General features: G+C 55.8%; 1 tRNA gene and 2 rRNA genes (1 of these 3 cut by a window edge). All 3 read left to right on the top strand.

The annotated features are described in order from the left end of the window. Positions 1–2085 (top strand): 23S ribosomal RNA (locus ACQKJZ_RS17675); it begins 739 nt to the left of the window's first position. Positions 2086–2259: 174 nt separating this feature from the next. Continuing rightward, positions 2260–2374 (top strand): 5S ribosomal RNA (gene rrf / locus ACQKJZ_RS17670). 46 nt (positions 2375–2420) lie between these two features. Continuing rightward, positions 2421–2497: transfer RNA gene (locus tag ACQKJZ_RS17665), tRNA-Met, on the top strand. The last annotated feature ends 3 nt before the right edge of the window (positions 2498–2500 follow it).

Here is a 2500-nt window from a genome sequence, read left to right as displayed (position 1 = left end):
CCCGGCGATCTATGCATGACCAGGATGAAGGTGCGGTAACACGCACTGGAGGTCCGAACCGATTAACGTTGAAAAGTTACCGGATGAGTTGTGCTTAGGGGTGAAAGGCCAATCAAGCCGGGAAATAGCTGGTTCTCCGCGAAAACTATTGAGGTAGTGCCTCGAGCGGACACCATAGGGGGTAGAGCACTGGATGGTTGCGGGGGTCGCGAGATCTACCAATACTAACCAAACTCCGAATACCTATGAGTGATACTCGGGAGACAGACGGCGGGTGCTAAGGTCCGTCGTCAAAAGGGAAACAGCCCTGACCTACAGCTAAGGTCCCCAAGTCGTGTCTAAGTGGGAAAGCATGTGGAAATCCCAAAACAACCAGGAGGTTGGCTTAGAAGCAGCCATCCTTTAAAGAAAGCGTAACAGCTCACTGGTCTAAACAAGGGTTTCTGCGGCGAAGATGTAACGGGGCTCAAGACACGCACCGAAGCTTAGGGTGTGCGCTTATGCGTACGCGGTAGCGGAGCGTTCCGTAAGCCTGCGAAGCGATCTGGTAATGGGTCGTGGAGGTATCGGAAGTGCGAATGCAGACATGAGTAGCGATAAAGAGGGTGAGATGCCCTCTCGCCGAAAGACCAAGGGTTCCTGCGCAAGGCTAATCCGCGCAGGGTGAGCCGGCCCCTAAGACGAGCCCGAAGGGGGTAGTCGATGGGAACCACGTTAATATTCGTGGGCCTGGTGGTGTGTGACGGATCTCGTGTGTTGTACGTCCTTATCGGATTGGACGTGCCTCGAAGAGGTCCCGGGAAATAGCCCCACCGTATAGACCGTACCCGAAACCGACACAGGTGGTCAGGTAGAGTATACCAAGGCGCTTGAGAGAAGTGTCCTGAAGGAACTCGGCAAATTGCCTCCGTACCTTCGGAAGAAGGAGGCCCCATGTAAGCGCAAGCTCTCATGGGGGGCACAGGCCAGGGGGTAGCGACTGTTTAGCAAAAACACAGGGCTCTGCTAAGTCGGCTTCAAGACGACGTATAGGGCCTGACGCCTGCCCGGTGCCTGAAGGTTAAGTGGAGGAGTGCAAGCTCTGAAATGAAGCCCAGGTAAACGGCGGCCGTAACTATAACGGTCCTAAGGTAGCGAAATTCCTTGTCGGGTAAGTTCCGACCTGCACGAATGGCGTAACGACTTCCCCACTGTCTCCAGGACATGCTCAGCGAAATTGAATTCTCCGTGAAGATGCGGAGTACCCGCGGTTAGACGGAAAGACCCCGTGCACCTTTACTGCAGCTTCAGAGTGGCATTGGACAAGAACTGTGTAGCATAGGTGGGAGGCTTTGAAGCATTGGCGCCAGCCGATGTGGAGCCATAGGTGAAATACCACCCTGTTGTTGTTTAATGTCTAACCTGCGCCCGTGAAACCGGGCGAGGGACCCTCTGTGGCGGGTAGTTTGACTGGGGCGGTCGCCTCCTAAAGAGTAACGGAGGCGCGCGAAGGTTGGCTCAGGACGGTTGGAAACCGTCTGTTAGAGTGCAATGGCATAAGCCAGCCTGACTGCGAGACTGACAAGTCGAGCAGAGACGAAAGTCGGTCATAGTGATCCGGTGGTCCCTCGTGGAAGGGCCATCGCTCAACGGATAAAAGGTACGCCGGGGATAACAGGCTGATAACCCCCAAGAGCTCATATCGACGGGGTTGTTTGGCACCTCGATGTCGGCTCATCACATCCTGGGGCTGGAGCAGGTCCCAAGGGTTTGGCTGTTCGCCAATTAAAGTGGTACGTGAGCTGGGTTCAGAACGTCGCGAGACAGTTTGGTCCCTATCTGCCGTGGGCGTCGAAATTTGAGAGGAGTTGACCCTAGTACGAGAGGACCGGGTTGAACGTACCTCTGGTGTACCTGTCGTCGTGCCAACGGCGCAGCAGGGTAGCTATGTACGGACGGGATAACCGCTGAAAGCATCTAAGCGGGAAGCCTCCCTCAAGATAAGATTTCTCAGGACGGTCGAAGACCACGACCTCGATAGATCGGATGTGGAAGTGCGGTAACGCATGGAGCTAACCGATACTAATCGTCCTATTCGCGCTTGAGAGCTCCACACCCCCACCATCAGCCCTGGGCTGACGGCACAACGGGTGCGGTCATCATACCCAAGCCAGTGCACGCATCGATTTTAACCCACACACCCCGAGCTGAGACATCCTCACCTCGGGGCCCCCATAAAGTACCACTTGATGGGGAATTCAGTATTCGCGGACTCTATTGCCTGGTGGCCATAGCGTCGGTGTCCCACCCGATCCCATCCCGAACTCGGCCGTGAAACCCGACTGCGCCAATGGTACTACTGCTCAAGCAGTGGAAGAGTAGGGCGTCGCCAGGCATTACAGCCCGCGAATACAAAACCCATTCACAATCTCCCCCACCTCCGCGGGGTGGAGCAGCCCGGTAGCTCGTCAGGCTCATAACCTGAAGGCCGCAGGTTCAAATCCTGCCCCCGCAACCATAC

The sequence above is a fragment of the Sphingomonas sp. NPDC019816 genome (assembly GCF_050274375.1).
Lineage (GTDB): Bacteria > Pseudomonadota > Alphaproteobacteria > Sphingomonadales > Sphingomonadaceae > Sphingomonas.
Note: the sequence above shows the minus strand (reverse complement) of the source record. Positions and strands in the feature narration are given on the sequence as shown.